16 protein-coding genes are annotated in these 17,793 nt (G+C 69.4%); 9 read left to right on the top strand and 7 right to left on the bottom strand.

Features of this window, described 5'->3' with window-relative positions:
- Window positions 1-4: 4 nt before the first annotated feature.
- The 6 genes from ACWEOI_RS07160 (at window position 5) to ACWEOI_RS07185 (ending at window position 7,409) form a co-directional block, all read left to right on the top strand.
- Window positions 5-1,153 carry an acyl-CoA dehydrogenase family protein gene (locus ACWEOI_RS07160; RefSeq protein ID WP_452359208.1) on the top strand — a complete coding sequence of 383 codons (1,149 nt, stop codon included), beginning with the start codon at window positions 5-7 and terminating at the stop codon, window positions 1,151-1,153.
- Entirely contained in the window at window positions 1,150-2,754 is a 1,605-nt protein-coding gene (locus ACWEOI_RS07165; protein WP_433669037.1) for a carboxyl transferase domain-containing protein, read from the top strand. Before ACWEOI_RS07160 ends, ACWEOI_RS07165 begins: the two co-directional genes overlap by 4 nt.
- 8 nt (window positions 2,755-2,762) lie before the next feature.
- Complete coding sequence (locus ACWEOI_RS07170; RefSeq protein ID WP_452359149.1) at window positions 2,763-4,751, top strand: acetyl/propionyl/methylcrotonyl-CoA carboxylase subunit alpha; 1,989 nt, start codon at window positions 2,763-2,765, stop codon at window positions 4,749-4,751.
- A 3-nt stretch (window positions 4,752-4,754) separates the two neighbouring features.
- Window positions 4,755-5,918 (top strand): acyl-CoA dehydrogenase family protein, encoded by a 1,164-nt coding sequence (locus ACWEOI_RS07175; RefSeq protein ID WP_452359150.1) that lies wholly within the window; start codon window positions 4,755-4,757, stop codon window positions 5,916-5,918.
- An 84-nt stretch (window positions 5,919-6,002) separates the two neighbouring features.
- Window positions 6,003-6,791, top strand: a complete 789-nt coding sequence (locus tag ACWEOI_RS07180) for an enoyl-CoA hydratase family protein (RefSeq protein WP_433669032.1) — start codon at window positions 6,003-6,005, stop codon at window positions 6,789-6,791.
- 6 nt (window positions 6,792-6,797) lie between these two features.
- The gene (locus tag ACWEOI_RS07185; RefSeq protein WP_404205072.1) at window positions 6,798-7,409 is read left to right on the top strand and encodes a TetR/AcrR family transcriptional regulator; all 612 of its coding nucleotides are present in this window, start codon (window positions 6,798-6,800) and stop codon (window positions 7,407-7,409) included.
- A 37-nt stretch (window positions 7,410-7,446) separates the two neighbouring features.
- Here the strand turns inward: ACWEOI_RS07185 and ACWEOI_RS07190 are convergent, their stop codons facing one another.
- Window positions 7,447-7,734 (bottom strand): hypothetical protein, encoded by a 288-nt coding sequence (locus ACWEOI_RS07190; RefSeq protein WP_433669031.1) that lies wholly within the window; start codon window positions 7,732-7,734, stop codon window positions 7,447-7,449.
- Window positions 7,735-7,864: 130 nt separating this feature from the next.
- Here ACWEOI_RS07190 and ACWEOI_RS07195 point away from each other — a divergent pair, with 130 nt between their 5' ends.
- Window positions 7,865-8,728, top strand: a complete 864-nt coding sequence (locus ACWEOI_RS07195; protein ID WP_452359151.1) for an alpha/beta fold hydrolase — start codon at window positions 7,865-7,867, stop codon at window positions 8,726-8,728.
- 24 nt (window positions 8,729-8,752) lie between these two features.
- On the opposite strand, the gene ACWEOI_RS07200 is transcribed toward ACWEOI_RS07195, so the two are convergent.
- From ACWEOI_RS07200 to thiD, 5 genes are all read right to left on the bottom strand, one after another.
- A complete protein-coding gene (locus ACWEOI_RS07200) occupies window positions 8,753-9,445 on the bottom strand; it encodes a hypothetical protein (protein ID WP_452359152.1) in 693 nt (230 codons plus the stop codon).
- Window positions 9,446-9,519: 74 nt separating this feature from the next.
- Window positions 9,520-9,672, bottom strand: coding sequence for a hypothetical protein (locus ACWEOI_RS07205; RefSeq protein WP_452359153.1), 153 nt, complete (start codon window positions 9,670-9,672; stop codon window positions 9,520-9,522).
- Between the two features lie 115 nt (window positions 9,673-9,787).
- Window positions 9,788-11,878 carry a glycosyltransferase family 39 protein gene (locus ACWEOI_RS07210; protein ID WP_452359154.1) on the bottom strand — a complete coding sequence of 697 codons (2,091 nt, stop codon included), beginning with the start codon at window positions 11,876-11,878 and terminating at the stop codon, window positions 9,788-9,790.
- 154 nt (window positions 11,879-12,032) lie between these two features.
- On the bottom strand, window positions 12,033-13,277 hold the full coding sequence (locus tag ACWEOI_RS07215) for a glycosyltransferase (RefSeq protein ID WP_357094506.1): 1,245 nt from the start codon (window positions 13,275-13,277) through the stop codon (window positions 12,033-12,035).
- An 86-nt stretch (window positions 13,278-13,363) separates the two neighbouring features.
- Window positions 13,364-14,206 (bottom strand): bifunctional hydroxymethylpyrimidine kinase/phosphomethylpyrimidine kinase, encoded by an 843-nt coding sequence (thiD, locus tag ACWEOI_RS07220; RefSeq protein ID WP_452359155.1) that lies wholly within the window; start codon window positions 14,204-14,206, stop codon window positions 13,364-13,366.
- A gap of 190 nt (window positions 14,207-14,396) precedes the next feature.
- On the opposite strand from thiD, the gene ACWEOI_RS07225 reads away from it, so the two are divergent.
- Entirely contained in the window at window positions 14,397-15,872 is a 1,476-nt protein-coding gene (locus tag ACWEOI_RS07225; protein ID WP_452359156.1) for an Ig-like domain repeat protein, read from the top strand.
- A gap of 116 nt (window positions 15,873-15,988) precedes the next feature.
- Entirely contained in the window at window positions 15,989-17,137 is a 1,149-nt protein-coding gene (locus ACWEOI_RS07230; RefSeq protein ID WP_452359157.1) for a GTP-binding protein, read from the top strand.
- 5 nt (window positions 17,138-17,142) lie between these two features.
- Here ACWEOI_RS07230 and ACWEOI_RS07235 read toward each other — a convergent pair whose 3' ends face one another.
- A complete protein-coding gene (locus tag ACWEOI_RS07235; RefSeq protein WP_433669016.1) occupies window positions 17,143-17,766 on the bottom strand; it encodes an NAD(P)H-binding protein in 624 nt (207 codons plus the stop codon).
- Window positions 17,767-17,793 lie beyond the last annotated feature (27 nt).

Genomic DNA, 17,793 nt, shown 5'->3' on the forward strand with positions numbered 1-17,793 from the left:
TTACGTGAGTCCCTGGAACACCCCGGAGCGCCGCGAATTGCGCGCCACCGTCCGTGGTTTCGCCGAGCGCGAGGTGCTGCCCTACCTGGACGGCTGGGAGCGCGACGGCGAGATCCCGCGGGAGCTGCACAAGAAGGCGGGCGCGCTGGGCCTGCTGGGCATCCAGTTCCCCGAGTCCGCGGGCGGTTCCGGCGGTGACGCCATCGACGCCGCCATCGTGGCCGAGGAAATGCACTACGCGGGCTGCTCGGGCGGCCTGTTCGCATCCCTGTTCACCTGCGGTATCGCGGTGCCGCACATCATCGCCTCCGGCAATGCCGAGCACATCGAGCGCTGGGTGAGGCCGACGCTGGCGGGGGAGAAGATCGGCTCGCTGGCCATCACCGAGCCGGGCGGCGGCTCCGATGTCGGGCATCTGCGCACCGCCGCGGTGCGCGACGGCGACGACTACATCGTGAACGGCTCCAAGACCTTCATCACCTCCGGTGTGCGCGCCGACTACGTGGTGACCGCGGTCCGCACCGGCGGTCCGGGCGCGGCGGGTGTGTCGCTGCTGGCGGTGGAGAAGGGCACGCCCGGTTTCACGGTCAGCCGCAAGCTGGAGAAGATGGGCTGGCTGGCGTCCGACACCGCCGAGCTCTCGTATGTCGACGTGCGGGTGCCGGCCTCGAACCTGGTGGGCCCGGAGAACAGCGGATTCGCCCAGATCGCCTCGGCTTTCGTGAGCGAGCGGGTGGGCCTGGCCGTGCAGGCGTACGGTCACGCGCAGCGCTGCCTGGACCTGACCCTGCAGTGGACCCGCGATCGGGAGACCTTCGGCCGCCCGCTGATCAGCCGCCAGGCGGTGCAGAACACGCTGTCGGAGATGGCCCGCCGCATCGACGTGGCCCGGGTCTACACCCACGTGCTGGCCGAACGCGCCGCACAGGGCGAGACCGATCTGATCGCGGAGGTCTGCTTCGCCAAGAACACCGCGGTGGAGACCGCCGAATGGGTTGCCCACCAGGCGGTCCAGCTGTTCGGCGGGCTCGGCTACATGCGCGAGTCCGAGGTCGAGCGGCACTACCGCGATGTCCGCATCCTCGGTATCGGCGGCGGCACCAATGAGATTCTGACCAGCCTCGCGGCCAAGCGATTGGGGTTCCAGTCTTGAGTATTCTGCGCAGCACCGTCGACCCGAATTCGGCGGACTATCAGGCCGCGGCCGAGGCGATGAGCACCAAGCTCGCCGAGGTCGAGGTCGAGTACGCCAAGAACATCGCGGGTGGCGGCCCGGACAAGATGGCGCGGCATCGCAAGCGCGGCAAGCTGACCGCGCGCGAGCGCATCGAACTGCTCATCGACGAGGATTCGCCGTTCCTGGAGCTGGCCCCGCTGGCCGCCTGGGGCAGTGACTTCCATGTCGGCGCGAGCGTGATCGCGGGCATCGGCATCGTCGAGGGCGTCGAATGCATGATCGTCGCGCCCGACCCGACGGTGCGCGGCGGCACCTCGAATCCGTGGACGCTGCGCAAGACGCTGCGGATGAACGACATCGCGCTGGAGAACCGCCTGCCCTGCATCAGCCTGGTGGAATCAGGCGGCGCGGATCTGCCGACGCAGAAAGAGGTCTTCGTTCCGGGCGGGCGCATGTTCCGCGACCTGACCCGGCTGTCCGCGGCCGGAATCCCGACCGTCGCACTGGTTTTCGGCAATTCGACGGCCGGTGGCGCGTACATCCCCGGCATGTCGGATTACACGGTCATGATCAAGGAGCGCTCCAAGGTGTTCCTGGGCGGTCCGCCGCTGGTGAAGATGGCCACCGGTGAGGAGTCCGACGACGAATCGCTGGGCGGCGCCGAAATGCACGCCCGCGTCTCGGGTCTGGCGGACTACCTCGCCGTCGACGAGCAGGACGCGATCCGGCTGGGCCGCTCCATCGTCAAGCGCCTGAACTGGGAGAAGAAGGGGCCGGCGGCCCGCCCGCTCACCGAGGTGATCGAGCCGCTGTACGACCAGGAGGAGTTGCTCGGCATCGTGCCGGGCGACCTCAAGATCCCGTTCGACCCGCGCGAGGTCATCGCCCGCGTGGTGGACGGCTCGGACTTCGACGAGTTCAAGCCGCTCTACGGTTCCAGCCTGGTGACCGGCTGGGCCGAACTGCACGGCTATCCGGTCGGCATTCTCGCCAACGCGCGCGGCGTGCTGTTCTCGGAGGAAGCGCAGAAGGCGACCCAGTTCATCCAGCTGGCCAACCAGTCGAACACGCCACTGCTGTTCCTGCACAACACCACCGGCTACATGGTCGGCAAGGAGTACGAGCAGAAGGGCATCATCAAGCACGGCGCGATGATGATCAACGCGGTCTCGAACTCCAAGGTCCCGCACATCTCGCTGCTCATGGGCGCGTCCTACGGCGCGGGCCACTACGGCATGTGTGGCCGCGCCTACGACCCGCGCTTCGTCTTCGCCTGGCCCAGTGCGAAATCCGCCGTCATGGGCGGTGCCCAGCTGGCGGGCGTCATCTCCATCGTGGGCCGGGCGGCGAACGAGGCGCGCGGCATCCCGTTCAACGAGGAGCAGGACGCCGGGCTGCGCGCCATGATCGAGGCGCAGATCGAGGCCGAATCGCTGCCCATGTTCATGTCGGGCCGCCTCTACGACGACGGCGTCATCGACCCCCGCGACACCCGCACGGTGTTGGGAATGGCCTTGTCCGCCATTCACAATGCCCCGATCAAGGGCGCCGAGGGCTTCGGCGTCTTCCGGATGTGAGGCCACACATGGAGATCACGAACGTTCTGGTCGCCAATCGTGGCGAGATCGCGCGGCGCGTGTTCGCGACGTGCCGCAGGATGGGTATCGCCACCACGGCGGTCTACTCGGATGCGGACGCCAACGCGCCGCACGTCGCCGAGGCGGACGCGGCAATCCGCCTGCCCGGCAACACTCCTGGCGAGACCTACCTGCGCAGTGAGCTGATCATCGAGGCCGCGCTGGCCGCCGGCGCCGACGCCATCCACCCCGGCTACGGATTCCTGTCCGAGAACGCCGAATTCGCGAAGGCCGTGCAGGCCGCCGGGCTGACCTGGATCGGCCCGCCGGTCGCGGCCATCGAGCAGATGGGCTCCAAGGTCGAGTCCAAGAAGATGATGGACGCCGCCGGTGTCCCGGTGCTGAAGCAGCTGGACCCGGCCGAGGTCACCGCGGACATGCTGCCCGTGCTGATCAAGGCATCCGCCGGTGGTGGCGGTCGCGGCATGCGCGTGGTGCGCGATGTGGCCGAGCTGAACGATCAGATCGAGGCCGCGCAGCGGGAAGCCCAGTCCGCCTTCGGCGATCCGACCGTCTTCTGTGAGCGCTACCTCGAGACCGGCCGCCATATCGAGGTGCAGGTCATGGCCGACACCCACGGCACCGTGTGGGCGGTCGGCGAGCGCGAGTGCTCGATCCAGCGCCGCCACCAGAAGGTCGTCGAAGAGGCCCCATCCCCGCTGGTCGAGAAGATCGACGGGATGCGGGCGCGGCTGTTCGAGGCGGCCCGGCTGGCGTCGGAGGCCATCGGGTACGAGGGCGCGGGCACCGTGGAATTCCTCGCCGACGAGAAGGGCGACTTCTTCTTCCTGGAGATGAACACCCGTCTTCAGGTGGAGCATCCGGTCACCGAGCAGGTCACCGGCCTGGACCTGGTGCGCCTCCAGTTGCAGGTGGCCGCCGGTCGCCCGCTGCCCACGCGGCAGCCGGAGATGCGCGGCCACTCCATCGAGGTGCGGCTCTACGCCGAGGACCCGGCCCACGACTGGCAGCCGCAGTCCGGCCCGGTGCACCGCCTCGACATCCCCGGCACCCTGGGCGAATTCACCGTGCTGACCGAGCCGGGCGTGCGCCTGGACACCGGCGTCGTGGACGGCTCGGTGGTGGGCGTGCACTACGACCCCATGCTGTCGAAGGTCATCTCCTTCGCCGAGACCCGCGACGAGGCCGCGCATCTGCTGGCTTCGGCCTTGCAGCGGGCCAAGATCCACGGCCTGGTCACCAACCGCGATCTGCTGGTGCGGGTGCTGCGGCATCCGGCGTTCCTGGCGGGCGACACCGACACCGCCTTCTTCACCACCCACGATCTGGAGAAGCTGTCCGCGCCACTGGTTTCCGAGGCGGACGAGCAGCTCTCCATCGTGGCCGCCGCGCTCGCCGACGCCGCCGCCAACCGGCGCACGGCCCGGATCGGCGGCGGTCTGCCCAGCGGCTGGCGCAACCTGCCGTCGCAGGCGCAGTCCAAGCCCTACGAGTCCCGCCTGACCGGTCGCCACGACGTGCGCTACCGGATCACCCGGTCCGGTCTGGAGGTCGAGGGCCACGAGGGTCTCGAATTGCTGGAGGCCACACCGGATCTGGTGATCCTCCAGGTGCCCGGTGAGCGCGGCCCGGTGCGGCGCCGCTTCGAGGTCGCCCGCTACGGCGATCTGGTGACGGTGGATTCCCCGCTCGGCCCGGTGGCGGTGCGCCGCCTGCCGCGCTTCGAGGATCCGGCCGACCAGGTGGCCGAGGGCTCGCTACTGGCCCCGATGCCCGGCGCGGTCATCCGCCTGGGCGCGGCCGCGGGTGACCGGGTCGAGAAGGGGCAGCCGATCCTCTGGCTGGAGGCCATGAAGATGGAGCACACCATCGCCGCCCCCGCCGCGGGCGTGCTCACCGAATTGAACGTTTCCGCCGGCCAGCAGGTCGAAGTCGGCACGGTGCTCGCCGTCGTCCACAGCGAAGATCAGGAGTAGGCAATGGGTTTCATCGAGACCGACGAACAGAAGGCGCTGCGGGAGGCGGTGGCCAAGCTGGCCGCCAAGTACAACTTCCGCGACTACGCCGGACCCAAGGCCCGCAAGGGCGAGCCGTTCGACGAGCTGTGGGACGAGGCGGGCAAGCTCGGCTTCCTGGGTGTGAACCTGCCCGAGGAGTACGGCGGCGGTGGCGCGGGCATCTACGAACTCGCGCTGGTCCAGGAGGAATTGGCGGCGCAGGGCTGCGGCCTGCTGCTCATGGTGGTCTCGCCCGCCATCTGCGGCACCATCATCACCAAGTACGGCACCGAGGCGCAGAAGCAGGAGTGGCTGACCAAGCTGGCCGACGGTAGCGGCAAGATGGTCTTCGGCATCACCGAGCCGGACGCGGGCTCCAACTCGCACAAGATCACCACCACCGCCCGCCGTGACGGCGAGGACTGGATCCTCAACGGCCGCAAGATCTTCATCTCCGGCGTGGACCAGGCCGAGGCCGTGCTCATCGTGGCCCGCACCGAGAACGCCAAGACCGGCAACCTGCAGCCCGCCCTGTTCATCGTCCCCACCGACACCCCCGGCTTCGTGAAGACGAAGCAGGAGATGGACATCATCGAGCCGGACAACCAGTTCACCCTGTTCCTCGACGACGTCCGGCTCCCGGCGACCGCGCTGGTCGGCCAGGAGGACGCGGCCATCGCGCAGCTGTTCGCGGGCCTGAACCCGGAGCGCATCATGGGCGCGGCCATGGCGGTCGGCATGGGCCGCTACGCCATCGACCGGGCGGTCTCCTACGCCAAGGAGCGCGCGGTGTGGAAGGGCGTGCCGATCGGTGCGCACCAGGGCATCTCGCATCCGCTGGCCCAGGTCAAGATCGAGCTCGAGCTGGCCAAGGTGATGATGCAGAAGGCGGCGTTCCTCTACGACGCCGGTGACGACTTCGGCGCCGCCGAGGCCGCCAATATGGCGAAATACGCTGCGGCCGAAGCCAGTATCAAGGCGCTCGACCAGGCCATCCAGACCCACGGCGGCTCCGGCCTGACCTCCGATGTGGGCCTGGCGGGCATGCTGGCCGCCTCCCGCATCGCGCGGGTGGCTCCGGTCAGCCGCGAGATGATCCTCAACTTCGTGTCCCAGCACTCGCTCGGTCTGCCGCGGTCGTACTGACCGCGGTGCCGGGTGGCGGTGTGCGCGCGGCCACCGCCACCCGGCTCCCAGTGTTCGAAAGCCACACAGCAGCAGGAGTATTCGATGACCGACCCAGCCGGCGCGGAGGCGCCGTTCGTCCGCTACGCGGTGAGCGACGGATTCGCGGTGCTGACCCTGGACTCCCCGCACAATCGCAATGCCCTGTCCTCGCGGCTGGTCACCGAACTGCTCGCGGGCCTGGAGCGCGCGGCCGCCGATGACGCGGTGCGCGGTGTCGTGCTCACCCACACCGGCAACACCTTCTGCGCCGGCGCGGACCTCAAGGAAGCCGTGGACGCCGACCCGGCGGCCGCCGCCGAGATCCGCACCCGCTGGATGATCTCGGTGCTGCGCGACATCCTGGCCATGCCGAAACCGGTGCTGGCGCAGGTGAACGGCAATGTCCGCGCGGGCGGCATGGGCATCATCGCCGCCTGCGACCTGGTGGTCGCGGGCCGCGACAGCAGCTTCGGCCTCACCGAGGTCCGGATCGGCCTGGCTCCGTTCATGATCTCCCTCACCCTGCTGCCCCGCATGTCCCCGCGCGCCGCCGCCCGCTACTTCTCCACCGGCGAGACCTTCGACGCCGCCGAGGCCGAACGCAACGGCCTCATCACCGTGGCCGCCGACGACCCCGCCGCCGAGGTGGCCCGCCTGCGCGCCGAACTCCGCAAGGGCTCCCCGCAGGGCCTGGCCGAGGCCAAGCGTCTGGTCAACACCGACCTGCTCGAGGTCTTCGACCTGCGGGCCGAGGAACTGGCCAAACGCTCCGCGAGCTACTTCGGCACCCCCGAGGTGATCGAGGGCATGACGGCCTTCCTGCAGCGCCGCCCACCGAGCTGGGCACAATAGGTCACCATGGCGACACCCCACGAACCCAAGCAGGACCGCAGCCGGGCCACCCGGCAGCGGCTGCTGGAGGCGACCATCGACTGCCTGTCCCAGATGGGCTGGGCGGCCGCCACGGTCGCCGTCGTCGCCGAACGCGCCGGGGTGTCCCGAGGCGCCGCCCAACACCACTTCCCCACCCGTGAAGACCTGATCACCGCCGCCCTCGAGTACATGTTCGAGACCCGCATGGCCCAAGCCAAGGCCGATGCCCTCGCGGTAGCGGAGGTAGCCGAGGGCGTAGCCCGCACCGAAGCCGTCGTCGCCGGCTTGGTCGAGTCCTACACGGCCCCCATCTTCAAAGCGGCGTTGCAAGTCTGGACCCACGCCGCCGCCGACCCGGTCCTCCGCGAACGCATCGTCCCCATGGAAGCCCGCTTCGGCCGCATCTCCCACCGCATGGCCATCGAAGCCCTGGGCGTGGACGACGCCGACCCGGTCACCCACCACCTGGTCCAGGCCACCCTCGACCTGGCCCGCGGCCTCGGCCTCGCCGACGTCCTGACCGACGACTCCCTGCGCCGCAAGGAAATCGTTCAGCAGTGGGCCGCCACCCTCCACACCGCCCTCAGCGCACGCTGACCCGCTCGCCGGTCAGCGTGCGCCGAAGGCCGCCGTTTCAGCCCGCGATCAGGTAGTTGTGGACCGGTTCGAAGGAGATCCGGGGCTCGCTGGTCACGCCCGCCTTCTGCAGGGCCGGGGCCAGTCTTTCGTTGGCGAAGCGCTGGAACTCCTCCGGAGAGCTCCAGACATCGGTGACCCGGACTCCATGGTCCGTGGTGGTCGCCCAATGGAATAGGCCGCCCGTAGCCATCGGGCCGCCTGGCGCGAATCCCAAGATCTCGAGAATCGAGTCGTACTCCTCGACCGTTGTGTCGTCGAGTTCGACGATCACGGCGACGGCCATGATGATCTCCTTTCGCGATAGCGGCCCGACGCGGGTGTCAGGCCCTGGGTCGAGCGTAGGGCCACACCGATGACTTTCCGGTCGATTCGTCGTCGGTACATCGGGGTGAACCGACAGACAGGAGTTCGGCATGGCGGAACCGATTCGAAGGGGCGTGACCTCGGTGCGGGCGAACGGTGTGGACCTCGGCGTCGAGAGCTTCGGCCGGGCCGATGATCCGCTCGTCCTGCTGGTCGGCAGCCCGACGATGCTGTCCTGGCCCGACGAGCTGTGCGCGCGGCTCGCCTCCGGCGGTCGGCACGTGGTCCGCTACGACCTGCGCGATTCCGGTGCGTCGGCGACCGCCGACCCGGAGAACCCGAACTATGACCTCCGAGACCTCGTCGCGGACGCGGCCGCGCTGGTCGAGGCGCTCGGCGCCGCGACCGCCCATCTCGCCGGAATCGGCGTAGGCGGCATGGTCGCCCAGGTCGCCGCACTGGACCACCCGGCCGTATTCACCGCACTGACCCTCGTCAACACCCGACCGGTCGCCCCGGGCCCGGTCGACGACGACCTACCCGACCACGACCCCGCCGTCATGGGCGCGCTGTTCTCCCGCCCCCAGCCGGACTGGACCGACCGCGACGCGGTCGCGGCGTTCGCCACCGCGGGAGCCGAGCTGATGAGCAACGACCCGGAAGCCGCGCGCACCACGGCAACCCGGATCTGGGACCGCACACCGTCCAACGATCCCGCGGTCCACCAGGCCAACCAACTCGGAATGGCCTTCGCCCGCATCGATTGCAGCCCGCGCTGGCGTTCCCGACTCGCCGAACTCGCCATACCCACGCTGGTCGTGCACGGCCGCGCCAACCCGTTCTTCCCGGTCGGCAATGGCGAGGCCCTCGCCGCTGAAATCCCTGGGGCGCGACTACTCGTCCTCGATGGCGTGGGTACCGCCCTGCCCGACAACGCATCCGACCGGATCGCCGCCGCGATGCTCCCCCTGTAACCGCCCGATCGGATCTATCCGGGCCTACCGGCTGCTGCCGGTGCCGCTGAGCAGCAAAGGGATTCGGGCTGCCATGTCGACCGGGAGGTAGGTGGTGGCGCTGGTGGTCCAGGCCTGGCCGGATTGGGGGTCGTATCGAGTGGGCATGGCGATTCCGGCGGGGGCGTAGGCGCGGAGGCTGTTGTTGCGGGTGGTGTAGGTGGCGCGCCACAGGTGGTCTTTGAAGGCGATAACGCCTGCCACGTCGGTGGATTCGGTGGTGGCACGGAGCGCGGAGACCTTCTTGGCCACGCCGTCGGTGGACAGGTAGGTCAGTGTGCCGTCGGGCTGGCGGTCCGCCTCGATCGGAATGACGTCGGTCATGCCGTATTTGGTGCGGAGGACGTCGGCGATGACGGTTTGGGCGTAGACGGGGATGGCCCGGGTGCCTCGGGTGGCGATGACGGCATCGGCGAGGGCTTCGTTCACCGGGCCCGGTTCGCCTTCGGTACGGGCGGGGTCGGCCCCGGCCGGGATGCGGTTCCCGAAGCTGTACGCGATCAGATAGGTGAACTGGTCGGCGGACGCGGTGGGGACCGGCCACAGATCACTGGAGCCGGACGCCGACCCGCTGGCCGAGCCGGATGCGGATGAGCCGGTGTCGGCCACGGCGATCGGTGATTGGGCCAGGACGCTCACAATGAGAGCTGCGGCAAGGGCGACCAGTGAGGACCTCATGCCCGCGGAACCTAGCAGCACCCATCCGACCCGCGGTTACTTCACCTGTGCCCGCCCACTCAGCGGGACGGGGGTCAGAAGCCGAAGATCTCTGCCAGGGTGATGGATTCGTCGTCCCAGCGGGATTCGATGACGGACCGGTCCGGGTCGGGGAGGAGGGGGTCCCAGCCGGCTCTGCGCCAGAAGGCTTCTCGGTGCTCATCGGGGAGGGGATGCGGGGTGCTCATGCGGGGTCCCTGAATCGTGACTGGCGTCACATAATTCTATCCAGCAGAGCTGAGCGCCTGGACCGGATCGGTCCAGGCGCTCAGTCCTTTTCGGGGGCGGGGGCAAGCCCGCCGGTCAGTTGGTTTTCGGGGCGGTGAGGTCGTAGAGGGTGATGCCGTCCACGTCCTCGGCGGTGAAGTGGTCCTTGACCCAGGCGGTGATCTGGGAGCTGGTGCCATTGCCGCCGCGTTCGCCGCCCATCTGGCTGCCCGCGATGAAGTAGTGGATGCGGCCCACCTGGACGTACTCCTGGAACTGGGCGAGGGTGGGGGAGGGGTCGCTGCCGTTGAAGCCGCCGATGGGCATGACCGGGAGTTCGGTCGCCAGCTGGAAGCCGGCTGCCGAGTTGGAGCTGACGGTCGCCGCCACCCAGGTGTAGTCGGAGCCGTCGGCCTTCAGGAGGGCGGTGACCTTGGCGCTCGGGCGGCTCGCCATCATCATGTTGCCCGCCGCGCCGCCGAATCCCTCAGGCCCGCCTGGGCTTCCGCCCGGGCCGCTGTTCGTGGAACCGCCGTGGTTCATGCCCGCGCCGTGCTGGCTGCCACCGGGCTGGCCGCCCGGAGCGCCGTTGCGCTGGCCGCCATTACCGCCGGTGCCGGGCGCGAAGCCGTTCCCTTCGCCGAAGACGTTGCCGGGCAGCCCGTTGGGACGGTCGCCGCCGCGCGGTCCACCCGGACCCCAGCCGCCGCGGACCGCCGGACCGGCCGACGGCATCGGTCCCTGGTGTGCGGTGGCGATCCCGTCCACGGCGTACGCGGTAGGAGCCGCCAGACCGAGGATCACCGCGGCCGCCGCGACGGACAGACCGGCCTTGCGGGGCAGGCGGAGGAGCAGCAGCAGGGTGACGGCGATGCCGCCGACCAGCACCGTCCAGCGCAGCCACGGCAGGAAGGAGACGCTGCGGGACAGGATGATCCACGCGGTGGCGGTGGTCAGGGCCATGGCCGCGACCAGGGTCAGCCGCACCCAGAGCAGGTCGCGGCGCCGCCAGGCGAGCACCGAGCCCGCGCCGATCAGCGCGGCCACACCGGGGGCCAGCGCCACCGTGTAATACGGGTGGAAGATGCCCTTCATGAAGCTGAACACCAGTCCGGTGCCGACCAGCCAGCCGCCGAACAGGATGAGGATGGCGCGCTGCGGGTCGGTGCGGGTCAGCTTGCCGCGCAGAACCATTCCCGCGACCAGCAGGACGAGCGCCGCCGGGATGAGCCAGGCGATCTGACCGGCCTGCTGCGGCTCGAACAGTCGTCCGATGCCGGGCGTGCCCCACATGCCGCCCCCGCCGCTCGGCATGTCGCCGCCGAAACCGCCGACGCTGCCGCGCTCCTCACCGTTCAACCGGCCCAGGCCGTTGTAGCCGAGGGTCAGTTCGATGATCGAATTGTGCTGCGAGCCGCCGAAGTACGGCCGGTCCGCGGCGGGCCACAGCTCGGCGAGCAGCACCCACCAGCCCGCACCGGCCACCATGGCCGCGCCCGCCGCGAACAGCTGCGCGATCCGCTTGCCCAGCGCGGGCGGCCCGGCGATCAGGTAGGTCAGCGCCAGCGCGGGCACCACCAGCAGCACCTGCAATTGCTTGGCCAGGAAGCCCAATCCGATGAACGCGCCGGTGAGCACCAGCCAGCGCCACCGCCCGTCGGCGACCGCCCGGGTCATGGCCCAGGCCGAGGCGAGCATGAGGAACACCAGCATGGCGTCGGGGTTGTTGAACCGGAACATGACGGCCGCGATGGGAGTGAGCGCGAGCACCAGTCCCGCCAGCAGTCCGGCGGCCGCCCCGAAGTTCCGGCGCACGATCGCCCACAACAGCGCCACCGACGCCACGCCGAGCAGCGCCTGCGGCAGCAGCATGCTCCAGCTGTGCAGCCCGAAGATCCGCACCGAGATCTCCATGGGCCACAGCGACAGCGGTGTCTTGTCCACGGTGATCGAGTTGGCCGCGTCGGAGGAGCCGAAGAAGAACGCCTTCCACGACACCGAACCCGCCTGCACGGCGGCCGAATAGAAGGAGTTGGCCCAGCCGTTGGCGGACAGGTTCCACAGGTAGGCGACGGCCGTGCCGACCAGCAGGGCGGCCAGGGCCAGATACTCCCGGCGGTCGCCGCGCGCGGCGGGCGGCTCGGCCGGGGGCGGGGCGACCCGGGTCTCGGTCAGTGTCGCGGTCATCGGTCGCCTCCTCGGCTGATTCGATCGGTCTGAGGATCGTCGGGGATGGTCCAGAACGGCAGTTCGCCGTGTTCGGGGCGGTGACGGTACGGGAAGTCGACAGCGGCGAGCCGGAAGCCGTCCGGAAGTCCTTGCCGCGCACGAGAGAACGAGGTCAACGCGTCACCTCGGGCGTGGTGTGCTTCCCGGCATTGCGGAACACCCAGCGCAGTCCGACGAACCGCAGCAGCGTGGCGACCAGGTTGGCCACGACCAGCACCACCAGTTCCAGGTGGACCGCCGCGTCGGGAGCCCAATGGTGCAGGGCGAACAGCGAGCCGGAGGTCAACGCCAGTCCGACGCCGAAGATGGCCAGTCCCTGGAAGTGGTGCGACACAGCCTGATTGGATCCGCGCACCCCGAACGTGAAGGCCCGGTTGGCGGCGGTATTGCCGACCGCGGTGATCAGCAGCGCCAGGAAGTTGGCGGCCTGCGCCCCCGTAATCCCTTGCAGCAGTACATAGAGCAGCAGATACGCCAGCGTCGAGGTGACGCCCACGATGCCGAACCGCACCAGCTGCCCGACCATGCCCAGCGGCACGCCCTCGACCAGCGGTTCACGCCCGATGGCCGCCCGCAGTTCGTTGATCGGCAGCCGTCCGGTGGTGAGCGCGCGCCCGACTCGCCAGATGCCGAGCAGGTCCTTACGCGCGGTGTCGACGATGTCCACCCGCGAGTCCGGGTCGTCGATCCAGTCCACCGGCACCTCGTGGATGCGCAGTCCGATCTTCTCGGCCAGCACCAGCAGTTCGGTGTCGAAGAACCATTCGCCGTCCTCCACCAGCGGCAGCACCAGCTTGGCCACCTGGGAGCGCATGGCCTTGAACCCGCACTGCGCGTCGGAGAACTTGGCCTGCAGCGAGGTCCGCAGGATGAGGTTGTAGCAGCGGGAGATGATCTCGCGCTTGGGTCCGCGCACCACCCGGGACTGGGAGGCCAGCCGGGTGCCGATGGCCACGTCGGAGTGCCCGGACACCAGCGGCGCGACCAGCGGCAGCAGCGCGTTCAGGTCGGTGGAGAGGTCCACGTCCATGTAGGCGACGACCTGCGCGTCGGACGCCTGCCACACCTCGCGCAGCGCCCGGCCGCGGCCCTTGCGGTCCAGGTGCACCACGCGCACCCCGTCCAGCTGGGCGGCCAGCTGCCGTGCCACGGTGAGGGTGGAGTCGGTGGAGGCGTTGTCGGCGATGGTGATTCGCGCCGTGAACGGGAAGTTCAGGGTCAGGAAGGCGTGCAGCCGGCGCACGCAGGGGCCGAGGTCGACCTCTTCGTTGTAGACGGGAACGACCACGTCCACGACGGGCGCGGTCACTGCTGCAGTGGGTTCCGCCGCCCGGACGGCGGTCACGGTGTCGTTCATGGTGACCAACCTCGATCACCAGACTCACATCAGCCTGCGGCCTGCCTGGGAGGTTCCTGGGAGCGGGATTCCGCCAACCGTCGAGCTCAGACGTGCAGCCGCCACAGCGGCGACACCGGTCCGTGCCCCGCGCCCAGGTCGTAGGAGGCTTCCAGGCAGCGGAAGGTCCACTCCTTGGCGAAGGCGACCGCGTCGGGCACCGAGTAGCCGTGGGCGAGCGCGCAGCAGATGGCCGCGGCCAGGGTGTCGCCGCCGCCGTGGTCGTTGCCGGTGGCGAGGCGCCGGGCCGGGAGTTCGTGGAAGGTGTCGCCGTCGAAGAGCAGGTCGGTGGACTGCTCGGAGGTGCGCAGGTGCCCGCCCTTGACGATCGCCCACCGCGGGCCGAGTGCGATCAGCGCCTCGGCGGCCTTGCGCGCGGACCGGTCGTCGACCACCTCGATGCCGGTGATGAGCCGGACCTCGTCCAGGTTCGGGGTGACCACGGTGGCCAGCGGAATCAGCGTGTGCCGCACCGCGTCCAGCGCCTCGGCGTGCAGCAGCGCGTCGCCGTGCATGGAGGCCGCGACCGGATCCACCACCAGCGGGATGCTGCCCTGCCGCCCGATGCCGACCTCGCGGCACACCTCGGCGACCGCCTCGATGATGGCGGTGGAGGCCAGCATGCCGGTCTTGGCCGCGCCGATCCCGATGTCGCCGACCACGGTTCGCACCTGGTCGGCCACGATCTGCGGCGGGATCTCGTGGAACCCGCTGACGCCCAGGGTGTTCTGCACGGTCACCGCGGCGACGGCCACGCACGCGTGCACACCGCACAGGGCCATGGTGCGGGAGTCGGCCTGGATGCCCGCGCCGCCACCGGAGTCGGTGCCCGCGATGGTGAGGGCGCGAACCGGGGTGGTGCCATTCGGGGCAAGCGGTAGGAACTGCACGTCACAGACCCTACCGATACCCGTGCGGACCTCGTCTTCCCGTCCTCCGCGGCCGGTTCCGGGCGGTCCGAAAATTCCTTCCGAATGAAATGATCAAAACTAAAACACGTTCTAGTCAGACCATGCATACTGGCGGCGTTTAGTTCGGATTGTCCGGTTCCATCGATGTGACCGGGCGTAAGGAGTCCCTGTGAACCATTCGTCCAAGCGGCTCGCCGTCGTGCCCGTCACCGGCGCGGCCATGCTCGCCGGGGTGCTGCTCACCCCGGGTATCGCGAGCGCCGGTGACACCAGCTTCACCAGCTCGTGTCAGGCGAAGTCGATCATCACGGTCGACAAGTCCGTGGCCGCCACCATGAGCGTCACCGCGCCCGCCTCGGTCGCGGCGGGGGAAACCTTCACCTATCGCATCCAGCCCAACGCGTCCTCGTACCCGGACAAGGACTCCGGCGCGACCACCACCAACCTGTCGCGCATCAAGTACGACTACGCGATTCCCGACAACACGACCTTCGTCAGCGCGGCGATCGTGCCGGGCACCGCCGTCAATATCGACAATGTGGCCCCGAACGTGCTGCGCGTCAACGATTCCGGCGCCGTCGACAATGCCGGTGGCATCCTGCGGCTGTCGGGGAACAACGAGGTCGTCGGCAACAGTCCGACGACCAGCACCAATTCCGAGGGCGGCATCCGCGCGCCGAAGCTGAAGAAGAACATCGACGGCACCGCGAATTCGTCGGGCGAATCCTGGTACCGGCTGCCCGCCGTCGACGTCACCGTCACCGCCGTCGCGGCCGGTGTGATCACCCCGAAGGTGCGGACCGCGGGCAGCGCCGCCAGCTACGGCAACGACCAGAACTTCAGCACCTCGCTGGCCAAGGCCTCGCTGCTGGGCACCCAGTGGGCCCCGACCCGCTGCATTCCCAGTGACGACAAGAGCACCCTCAACGCCGGGGCGGGCCCGCTGGCCACCATCACCGTCACGCCGCCGGTCAGCACGGTCGTCGACACCACCACGACCATGAACATCCCGAGCACCGCGACCACCGGCCAGCCGGTCGACTTGTGGGCCACCGTGAACGGTCCGGGCAATACCCCCGCGACCGGCGGCACCGTGCAGTTCAAGGACGGCGGCGCGAATATCGGCGGCCCGATCGCTCTCGCCTCCGGCGGTGCGAAGCTGGCCTACACCTTCAATGCCGCTGGCGCGCACTCGATTTCGGCGGTGTACTCCGGCGCCGAGGGCTTCAACCCGTCGACCGGCGCCGCGACCACCGTCACGGTCAGCGATCCGGCTCCCGTCGAGCTGAACACCTCGACCACCCTGACGGTTCCGGCCTCGGCCACCAAGGGCGACGCGGTGGCCTTCACCGCCGAGGTCAAGACCGAGGCCGGCGCGGCCGTCACCTCGGGCACCGTCCGATTCATGGACGGCGGCACGCCGATCGGTGACGCGGTGACCGTGGTCAACGGCAAGGCGACCCTGCAGTACACCGTCGGCCAGACCGGCAACCGGGTGATCACCGCGGTCTACACCGGCGGCACCGGGTACAAGGGCTCGACCTCGTCGCCCTCGACCCTGAACGTCAAGGACGCGACCACGCCCGGCGGGGGCGGCGGTTCCTTCGGGCTGCCCGGTCTGCCGACGGGCTCCCTGGGCAAGTGATCGAACGCTGACCTGATCGAACGCCGAACGCCCGGCCGGACTTGTTCCGGCCGGGCGTTTCGCTTTTTCCGGACACTGCCCCCAACCTGCAAATGAAAACCGTTACCATTAAAGCTATGACTTCGAATCCGCAGACCCGGGCCCTGCCCGTGACCGTGCTGTCCGGCTTCCTCGGCGCGGGCAAGACGACCCTGCTCAACCACATCCTGGCCAATCGGGAGGGTCGCCGGGTGGCGGTCATCGTCAACGACATGAGCGAGGTGAACATCGACGCGGCCCTGGTCGCGGGCCAGGGGCATCTGGACCGGACCGAGGAGAAACTGGTCGAACTCACCAACGGCTGCATCTGCTGCACGCTGCGCGAGGACCTCATCGAATCGGTGGGAAAGCTCGCCCGCGAAGGGCGTTTCGATCAGCTGGTCATCGAATCCACCGGCATCTCCGAGCCCATGCCGGTGGCCGCCACCTTCGAGTGGGAGTTCGAGGACGGCTTCCGGCTCGGCGAGCTCGCGCGACTGGACACCATGGTGACCGTCGTGGACTGCTCCACCTTCCTCGCCGAAGTCGTCAAGGGGCAGGCGCTGGCGGACCGGAATCTGGAGGCGGGGGAGGGAGATGCGCGCACCATCGCCGATCTGCTCATCGAACAGGTGGAGTTCGCGAATGTGCTGGTGCTCAACAAGACCGATCTGGTGAGCGCGAACGCGGTGGGCACGGTGGAGGCGACCGTGCGGCGCCTGAACCCGGGCGCGCGCCTCGTGCGGTCCGCGCGCGGCGTGGTCGATCTCGCCGAGGTGCTCGACACCGGGCGCTACAACCCGGATCTGGCGGCCCAGTTCGACGGCTGGACCGAGGAATTGGCGGGCGGGCACACCCCCGAGACCGAGGAGTACGGCATCGGCAGCCTCACCTTCACCGCCGATCGCCCGTTCCATCCGCAGCGTCTGGACGAGGCCCTCTCCCAGCTGGAACGGCTGCTGCGCAGCAAGGGCTTCTTCTGGCTGGCCAGCCGTCCGGACCTGGCGGCCATCTGGTCGCAGGCCGGTCCGAACCTGACCTTCGAGCCGGGTGCGCACTGGGACGCGCTGGATCTGGCTCCGGGACAGGAGATCGTCTTCATCGGGGTGAAGCTCGACCGCCCGCATGTGCGGGACCTGCTGACGGCCGCGCTGCTCACCGACGCCGAGTGGGAGGCCGGGCCGCAGGCGTGGCTGCGGTACCCGGATCCCTTCCCGTCCTGGGGTGACATGCACGAGCACGCCTGACCTGATCAGTGCGAAATGCCCGGCGTGCGACGCACATACACGGTGTCGGTGAGCTGCTCGACCAGGAACCCGGCCACGTCGGCGCGCGAGATCTTCAGCTTCAGACCGGATTCCGTGCCCGGGAAGCCGCGGCGGTAGTCGCCGGTGGCCGGGCCGTCGGTGAAGGCGCTGGGCCGCACGATGGTCCAGTCCAGATCGCTGGCCAGCACGTACTCCTCCTGGCGCACGTGGTCGGCGAAGGCCGGGCGCAGCAGCATGCCGAACATGATGTACTTCCAGACGAAGTTCAGGTTGCCCGCGCTGTCGCCGACGCCGAGCGAGGACTGGCAGATCAGCCGCTTCACCCCGGTCCGGTTCATCGCCTCGATGACGTGGCGGGTGCCCTCGGCGCGCACCACACCCTTGCGGCCCGCGCCGAGCGCCACGATCACCGCGTCCTGTCCGATGACGGTGCGCTCGACCGCGGCCGGATCCAGGACGTCGCCGGTGACGACCCGCAGCCGCTCGTGGGTGACGGTCAGTTTGGCCGGGTCGCGGACCAGGACGGTGACCTGGTGCCCGGCCGCGAGGGCCTGGGTGACCGCGTGGCGGCCGACGGTTCCGGTGGCTCCGAAAAGGGCGATGTTCATGTCTCTCACCTCGGGTTATTCGTTGTT

The organism is Nocardia sp. NPDC004340, from assembly GCF_053602575.1.

Bases quoted from the DNA above. Each gene is read 5' to 3' on its own strand.
- ACWEOI_RS07215 (WP_357094506.1), bottom strand. From the start codon at position 13,277: ATGAACGACACCGTGACCGCCGTCCGGGCGGCGGAACCCACTGCAGCA.
- ACWEOI_RS07230 (WP_452359157.1), top strand. From the start codon at position 15,989: ATGACTTCGAATCCGCAGACCCGGGCCCTGCCCGTGACCGTGCTGTCC.
- ACWEOI_RS07235 (WP_433669016.1), bottom strand. From the start codon at position 17,766: ATGAACATCGCCCTTTTCGGAGCCACCGGAACCGTCGGCCGCCACGCG.
- ACWEOI_RS07205 (WP_452359153.1), bottom strand. From the start codon at position 9,672: ATGAGCACCCCGCATCCCCTCCCCGATGAGCACCGAGAAGCCTTCTGG.
- ACWEOI_RS07185 (WP_404205072.1), top strand. From the start codon at position 6,798: ATGGCGACACCCCACGAACCCAAGCAGGACCGCAGCCGGGCCACCCGG.
- ACWEOI_RS07175 (WP_452359150.1), top strand. From the start codon at position 4,755: ATGGGTTTCATCGAGACCGACGAACAGAAGGCGCTGCGGGAGGCGGTG.
- ACWEOI_RS07170 (WP_452359149.1), top strand. From the start codon at position 2,763: ATGGAGATCACGAACGTTCTGGTCGCCAATCGTGGCGAGATCGCGCGG.
- ACWEOI_RS07195 (WP_452359151.1), top strand. From the start codon at position 7,865: ATGGCGGAACCGATTCGAAGGGGCGTGACCTCGGTGCGGGCGAACGGT.
- ACWEOI_RS07210 (WP_452359154.1), bottom strand. From the start codon at position 11,878: ATGACCGCGACACTGACCGAGACCCGGGTCGCCCCGCCCCCGGCCGAG.
- ACWEOI_RS07190 (WP_433669031.1), bottom strand. From the start codon at position 7,734: ATGGCCGTCGCCGTGATCGTCGAACTCGACGACACAACGGTCGAGGAG.
- ACWEOI_RS07200 (WP_452359152.1), bottom strand. From the start codon at position 9,445: ATGAGGTCCTCACTGGTCGCCCTTGCCGCAGCTCTCATTGTGAGCGTC.
- ACWEOI_RS07180 (WP_433669032.1), top strand. From the start codon at position 6,003: ATGACCGACCCAGCCGGCGCGGAGGCGCCGTTCGTCCGCTACGCGGTG.